7 protein-coding genes are annotated in these 7,463 nt (G+C 48.0%); all 7 read left to right on the forward strand.

All coding sequences use genetic code 11. From position 1 onward, the window contains the following. The coding region (locus tag ACQY6Q_RS06525) for a DUF6701 domain-containing protein (RefSeq protein ID WP_427979310.1) at positions 1-2,014 on the forward strand (2,014 nt) is incomplete at its 5' end. A gap of 182 nt (positions 2,015-2,196) precedes the next feature. Beyond that, entirely contained in the window at positions 2,197-3,240 is a 1,044-nt protein-coding gene (locus ACQY6Q_RS06530) for a rod shape-determining protein (protein ID WP_427979313.1), read from the forward strand. Between the two features lie 76 nt (positions 3,241-3,316). Then, a complete protein-coding gene (gene mreC / locus ACQY6Q_RS06535; RefSeq protein WP_427979315.1) occupies positions 3,317-4,141 on the forward strand; it encodes a rod shape-determining protein MreC in 825 nt (274 codons plus the stop codon). Between the two features lie 14 nt (positions 4,142-4,155). Then, positions 4,156-4,641, forward strand: a complete 486-nt coding sequence (gene mreD, locus ACQY6Q_RS06540) for a rod shape-determining protein MreD (protein ID WP_427979318.1) — start codon at positions 4,156-4,158, stop codon at positions 4,639-4,641. Continuing rightward, on the forward strand, positions 4,641-5,216 hold the full coding sequence (locus ACQY6Q_RS06545; protein WP_427979321.1) for a Maf family protein: 576 nt from the start codon (positions 4,641-4,643) through the stop codon (positions 5,214-5,216). Before mreD ends, ACQY6Q_RS06545 begins: the two co-directional genes overlap by 1 nt. A gap of 6 nt (positions 5,217-5,222) precedes the next feature. After that, positions 5,223-6,692 carry a ribonuclease G gene (gene rng / locus ACQY6Q_RS06550; protein WP_055732841.1) on the forward strand — a complete coding sequence of 490 codons (1,470 nt, stop codon included), beginning with the start codon at positions 5,223-5,225 and terminating at the stop codon, positions 6,690-6,692. A gap of 4 nt (positions 6,693-6,696) precedes the next feature. Further along, positions 6,697-7,463: hypothetical protein (locus ACQY6Q_RS06555; RefSeq protein ID WP_427979324.1), on the forward strand; the 767-nt coding region annotated here is incomplete at its 3' end.

The raw sequence follows: 7,463 nt of genomic DNA on the forward strand, positions 1-7,463 counted from the left end.
CCAGCTAAATCAAAGCTTTCAGGGAACAGTCTCTCTTCGCACCTCGACTAACCGCGGCAGCTGGTCCATAGGTGACGGCCAAGGCAACTTGCAGGCGGGAGTGGATAACGGGCAGGCAAGTTATCAGTTCGCCGCCGCCGATCAGGGCGAGGTGAGACTGGGTTTATTACATCCACTTACTGGAGATGTGAGTTTAAGGGTGAGTGATGGCGCCATTTCAGCCACTACTGCGGTGAACTTTGCCGCTTACGGTTTTCAGTCTCAGCTCTTAGGAACCAGTACTGGTGAAGCAAGAGCTAATCCGCATAAGGCCAATAGTGAGTTTCAATTGCTGCTCACCGCTGTGGGGAAAGACCCAAATGGTGGGCCAGGTTGCGCTAAAATTGAAAATTATCAGGGTCTCAAAGCGCTCAGCTTATGGACCGATTATCTAGAGCCGACTACTGGTTCACGCCAATTACAGGCTAAAGATAGTGATGGCAACTTTGTCGATGTAGCTGGCTCCTATGATAGCCGCACAACACTAAACAGCCAATTTACTGCCGGTGAAGCTCTAATTGATATGCGTTATCCCGATGTGGGGCGTTTAAACATTAACTTCTGGGATGAAACGGGCTCCCAGCAGGATGGTCAAACGATTACCCTAAGAGGAAGCGAAACCGGCGACTTCATTCCTGACCGTTTTGCCTGGCAAAATATTCTTAATGAGGATGGACACTCCATCCCAAGTGACCCAGAAAATACGCCTTTTGCTCGAGCCGGTACGCCGTTTAGTGCCGAGCTGGTGGCTAAGATTGCCAACTGTAATCAAGTTGGCACCAGCTGTAATGCCCTTAACTTTAAGACTCAAGCTGAACAGCTGGATATTGGCGCTAGTTTGGCCAGCCCCAGTGATGGTGAGTTAGGCGGCTTTTTTGCCGGCGTGCTTGATCCCGATGTTGCCCAAGCAGATGGCGTGATAGCGGTAAAAGACAACGCTTGGCATCAGGTGGGCAGCATTTTCTATCAGGGGATGGTGACTCGCTATTTGTCTTATAACTTGGCCGATTATGCGGTGGCTGCGGCTAATCAGCAGGTGGGGATGTTTTATCCCCACCATTTTGAGCTGACTTCGGCCAGCATTACACCGACCTGCGTCGCGGCCGATTTTAGTTATGTCGGTCAGTTTGAACAGCAAGTCGCTTGGACCTTGCAGGCTCAGAGCCTAAGTAATCAGCTTACAACTAATTATTCTCACGATAAATTCACAGTAAACAACGACCTTTCTCATTGGCGTTTTAGCAGTAGTTCTCCGGTGGCGGGTTTTGATCAAGGTTTACAAATGGACGTCGCCAGCGGGCAGTGGTTGAATGGCGTATATCAGCAAGTAGATTTAGCCTTCGGTTTGGTTAAGCCGCTAGAAGCACAGGCGCCAGTGGATGATGGCAAGTTGGCGCTGTTTTTTAGTCAATATGATGACGCTGTAATTAGCTCAGACAGCGGGAGCGGCGGCTTCAACTGTGGTAGTGATCCTATTGACGGCGCCTATTGTGAATTAGGCACGGTGCCGGAATTACGCCATGGGCGTTTAAGCTTAAGCAATGGTTATGGCTCAGAATTACAGCCCATCGCGGTTCAGGGCCTGTTGCAGTTTTATGATGGTAGTCGTTATCAAACCCAGTCTATGCTGCGTTTAGCGGACAGTTGCAGCAATCTTAATCTGCCTACTATAGATTTTTCACCGAAAAATAGTGCTACTGAAGCGCCGGTGGGTGGTGGTGTGTCGCAAGTGAGTTTGCGTTCACCTGGCATTGCAACGCAAGGCGTGGTGTGGCTGGATTTTTCTTCGCCGGGCGAGGGCAACAGGGGGCGTGTGAATTATTGGTTTGATTTAAGCACTCAATTAAGCTGGTTACGGGATGATTGGAACGGTAACGGTAGCTTTGATAATGGCGATGACCAAGCTGGCGCCGGTGAGGTCACCTTTGGGGTATTTCGCCAAAGTGATAAGATTATTTATCGGCAGCGCCGCTAATAAGTGATGTTTAGCTCAAAAATAAGTCAGTTTGGGTTGCGCTTTTAGCCTCATGCTAGTGATAGCCCTCACTATCCTTCGCTTCTCTAGAGAGTATGCTTGCTCATCTGGGCTGGCGTTGGTAAAGTTAGCCAAGTTTTAATCGCTTATCATCGATACTATTTCTCAGGATTTACCCAGCCATGTTTAAAAAGCTTCGAGGCTTGTTTTCTAATGATCTATCTATTGACTTAGGAACGGCTAATACACTTATTTATGTTAAAGATCAGGGGATCGTACTGAACGAGCCTTCAGTAGTTGCGATTCGCCAAGAGCGGGCTGGTAGTCCTAAGAGTGTGGCTGCCGTAGGCCATGCAGCGAAGCAAATGCTGGGCAGAACGCCTGGTAATATACTCGCCATTCGCCCTATGAAAGATGGGGTGATTGCTGATTTTTACGTGACCGAGAAAATGCTTCAGCACTTTATTAAGCAAGTGCATGACAACAATTTCTTGCGACCTAGCCCTCGTGTATTGGTGTGTGTGCCCTGTGGTTCTACTCAAGTAGAGCGACGCGCTATTCGTGAATCAGCAATGGGGGCGGGCGCACGTGAAGTCTATTTGATTGATGAACCCATGGCAGCTGCTATCGGTGCGGGTTTGCCAGTATCTGAAGCCACTGGTTTAATGGTGGTTGATATTGGTGGTGGTACCACCGAGGTGGCCATTATCTCGTTAAATGGTGTGGTTTATTCATCTTCGGTGCGCATTGGTGGTGATAAGTTTGACGATGCCATTATTAATTATGTGCGTCGTAACTACGGTAGCTTAATTGGTGAAGCTACTGCTGAGCGGATTAAACACGTGATCGGTTCTGCCTATCCGGGTGATGAAGTGCGTGAAATTGAAGTTCGTGGCCGCAACTTAGCCGAAGGTGTGCCAAGAAGCTTTACTCTAAACAGCAATGAAATCCTTGAAGCCTTGCAAGAGCCCTTATCTGGCATTGTTAGTGCAGTAATGGTGGCCTTAGAGCAAAGCCCTCCTGAACTGGCCTCTGATATTTCAGAGCGAGGCATGGTGTTAACTGGTGGTGGTGCCTTGGTGAGAGATCTTGATCGCTTGCTAATGGAAGAAACTGGCATTCCAGTGGTAGTGGCCGATGATCCGCTGACTTGTGTGGCTCGAGGTGGCGGTAAAGCCATTGAGATGATCGATATGCATGGCGGCGATCTTTTCCAATACGAATAAGTCTTAACAGCGAAGGGCGCAGTGTTGCCCTTCGCTCTACTAGTAACACGCTGACAACTCATTTAGGTAATGTCCGATGAAACCAATCTTCGGCCCTGGTCCATCTTTAGAGCTACGCCTCGTACTCGCCATTTTGTTGTCTATCTCTTTGATTTTCATCGATACCAAACTAATCGCTTTTAATCAGGTTAGGGTGTATTTGTACTCGGCGGTAAGCCCTCTGCAATATATTGCCAATATGCCCGGTACCCTGCTGGATGCCATGTCTGGTTCTTTGGCAACGCGCCAGCAACTTAAGCGTGAAAATGAAGTACTTAAGCAACAGCTCTTGCTTAACCGCGCCGATCAATTATTGATGGAAAGCTTAGCCAAGGAAAACACCCGCTTACGTGCTTTGTTGGGCTCGCCGGTTCGCCATGATAGCCGTAAGTTAGTGGCGGAAATTATGGCGGTAGACTCCGATCCGTTTTCCCACCAGGTAGTGATTGATAAAGGCCAGTTAGATGGCGTTTATGAAGGACAGCCAGTCATTAATGATATTGGAGTCATTGGTCAGGTACTGCATGTGGGCACCACCAGTAGCCGAGTATTACTGATCACCGATGCCAGCCATGGAATTCCAGTGCGTATTGCTCGCAATGATATTCGTGCAGTAGCTACTGGCACCGGAGAACTTAACCGTTTACAAGTACCGCACATCCCCCGAAGCACCGACATCGGTGAAGGCGATGTGCTTATCACCTCGGGGTTGGGTGGGGTGTTTCCTGAAGGTTATCCGGTGGCGGTGGTGAGTCGTTTTGATTATCAAGAAGGGAAACCTTATGCTGATGTGGTGGCGACGCCAGTTGTTGAGTTGGACCGCTTACGCTACCTGTTGTTAATTTGGCCCTCAGATGGCTAGAGATAAAGGCTGTTATGTTAGAAAAAATTAATGGTCGTGGGGCCATTATTGGTAGTTTATTTGTTGCCTTAATATTGGCCATCATTCCTTTGCCGCCCTTGGCTGACTTGATGAGGCCAGATTGGGTATTGGTGTGTGTATTTTATTGGACCATTGCTTTACCCCACCGCAGTAATGTGGGGGTGGCCTTTGTGGTAGGTCTGATTCTCGATATTTTACTCGGTTCAACCCTTGGGGTTCGCGCCCTAGCCTTGTCGATTGTGTCTTATATCGCGGCAACCAACTTTACTCGCTTGCGTAACTTTTCGGTATGGCAGCAGGCGTTAGTGGTGGGCGGTTTGACCGGATTGGCTAAGGTGGTGGTGTTTTGGGCAGAGTACTTGGTGCAAGATATTCAGCTGCCAGCGGGTTATTTTTATCCTTTAATTACCACTACCTTAACCTGGCCATGGATCTTCCTGCTGTTGCGCAAGCTGCGCCGTCAATGGAAGATTAACTGATGCCTAGCACTAAACTTATTCTGGCCTCCGCATCTCCTCGAAGAATCGAGCTGTTGCAGCAACTGGGCTGGAGTTTTGTCACCCAAGCCGCCGACATTGATGAAACTCCATTGCTTAATGAAGCGCCCCAAGAGCTGGTGTGTCGTTTGGCCGAACAAAAAGCGCTTGCGGTATATCAGCAACAGCAAGATCCCGCTGTCGCGGTGTTGGGCGCCGATACCATCGTGGTGGTTGAACAACAAATTTTGGGCAAACCTTCTGATTACCTCGACAGTTTACGGATGCTGAAGCTGCTAAGTGCCAAACAGCATCAAGTAATGACCGCGATAAGCCTGTATTATAATAATCAGGCACATACCCAATTAGTTTGCACAGAGGTGTTTTTTAGCCCTGTTAGCGAAACGCAGATAGCTGCGTACTGGGACAGTGGCGAGCCTTGTGATAAGGCGGGTAGTTACGCTATTCAAGGACTTGGCGGTAAATTTGTCGAACGAATTGACGGTAGCTATAGCTCGGTTGTGGGTCTGCCTTTGGTTGAAACCGATCGTTTACTTCATTCACATATAACACGCTAGGTGACTATGTCTGCTGAACTATTGATTAATGTTACACCCACTGAAACCCGTGTTGCTTTAGTAGATAGCGGTATTCTGCAGGAAACCCACGTAGAGCGAGATGCACGGCGTGGTTTAGTGGGCAATATGTATAAAGGCCGGGTTAGTCGAGTACTACCGGGAATGCAGGCCGCGTTTGTTGATATAGGTTTAGAAAAGGCCGCATTTTTACATGCCTCCGACATCGTACCGCACACCGAGTGTGTCGATGTGACTGAACAAGAAAAGTTTCAGGCTGGTAATATCGCAGAAATGGTGCGCCAGGGGCAAGATATCATGGTGCAGGTGGTGAAAGACCCTCTGGGTACCAAAGGCGCTCGTTTAACCACCGATATCACCCTACCTTCGCGTTACTTAGTATTTATGCCAGGCAGCAGCCACGTTGGGGTTTCGCAGCGTATCGATAGCGAACAAGAGCGTGAGCGTTTAAAAGAAATTTGTAGTGAATTTGTGGATGACATGGGCGGGTTTATTATTCGTACCGCTGCCGAAGGCGTGGGCGCTGATGAGCTGGAGCAAGATGCTGCCTTCTTAAAACGGGTATGGCGCAAAGTATTGCAACGTAAAGAAACGGCAGCAACCAAGACGGTGCTTTACACCGAATTAAACTTAGCCTTACGGATTATTCGTGATTTTGTGGGGACCCATCTGGATCGGATCCGCGTTGATTCTCGTGAAACTTACGAACAGCTGGTGGCTTTCAGTGCTGAGTTCGTTCCCGAGTTTACTGAAATCCTCGAATATTACTCGGGTGAGCAACCAATTTTCGATTTGTTTGATGTTGAGAATGAGATTCAGCGCGCCTTGAAACGCCGAGTGGACTTAAAGTCGGGTGGTTATTTGATCATCGATCAAACCGAAGCGATGACCACGGTGGATATTAATACCGGCGCCTTTGTTGGTCATCGTAATCTAGAAGAAACCATCTTCAATACCAATATTGAGGCCACTCAATCCATTGCTAGGCAGCTACGCTTGCGTAATTTAGGCGGCATCGTGATCATTGATTTTATCGATATGGCCGACCCCGAGCATCAACGTCGAGTGCTGCAAAGCTTAGAGCAAGCACTACAAAAAGACCGTGCTAAAACCAATATTAGCGGCTTTTCTCAACTGGGCTTAGTGGAAATGACCCGCAAGCGCACCCGCGAAAGTATCGAGCATATTTTGTGTGGCGAATGTCCAACTTGTCGAGGCCGTGGCACGGTTAAAACGGTGGAAACCGTTTGTTATGAGGTGTTGCGTGAGATTATTCGGGTTAACCGAGCCTATGACGCCGATAACTTTATTGTTTACGCTTCTACTAAGGTGGCGGATATGTTGATGGGGGAAGAATCACATAGTTTGGCAGAGTTAGAAGTGTTCATTGGCAAACAAGTGAAAGTACAGACCGAGCCAATGTATAGCCAAGAGCAATTTGACGTGGTGTTAATGTAGTTTTATGGCCAAGCCTTTACACCGTGGAGCTACTAAATGCTGGTACGGTCTTGCGATAGTATTGGTGGTTATTGCCGTGGGTTTAAGTATAACCCGCGGCATTTTATCATTTGCCAGTCACTATAAAGACCAAATAGCGGCGTGGTTGGTGGAAGACCAAGAAGCAGAGTTAACTATTGGCAGCTTAAATGCGCGCATGCACAATTTTCGACCGATGCTGGTATTGGAAGACAGTGAAGTTAGCATAGGTCAGCAGCGTAATATTGGTTTCCATGTCGGTGCGCTAATGCTGGAGCTAGATCTCTGGCAAAGCATTGAACAAGGGCAGGTGGTATTTAAAGATCTGCTGCTAGATAACTTACACTTTAAAGTCAATCTGGACGCACTGCAACAGCGCCAATCAGAGCCTGTGCAACATCCCTATCAAGCTATTGCCGATGTGTTTCTCAAGCAATTTACTCAGTTTAGTATCATCAACAGTGATATCGAAATTATCTACGCTGGTCGGCGTTTTGTTGTTGATGTTGCCAACTTAGATTGGCTCAATACTGAACAATTATATCAAGGCGAGGGTGAACTGCGCATCGGTGGCGACTTTAATCAAGGTCGTCTCAAGCTTCGAGTTGATTTGCAGGGGGATGCCAGCAATATAGTCGATTTAACTGCGCAGATTTATCTGCAAGCCGAGCAAGTGAACTTAGCCGCTTTTGCTGAGCCGGGCAGTCGTTTAGCCAAGCAGTTTCATAGTAATTTAAATTTGTCGCTGTGGGG

The organism is Agarivorans sp., assembly GCF_050295395.1.
Lineage (GTDB): Bacteria > Pseudomonadota > Gammaproteobacteria > Enterobacterales > Celerinatantimonadaceae > Agarivorans.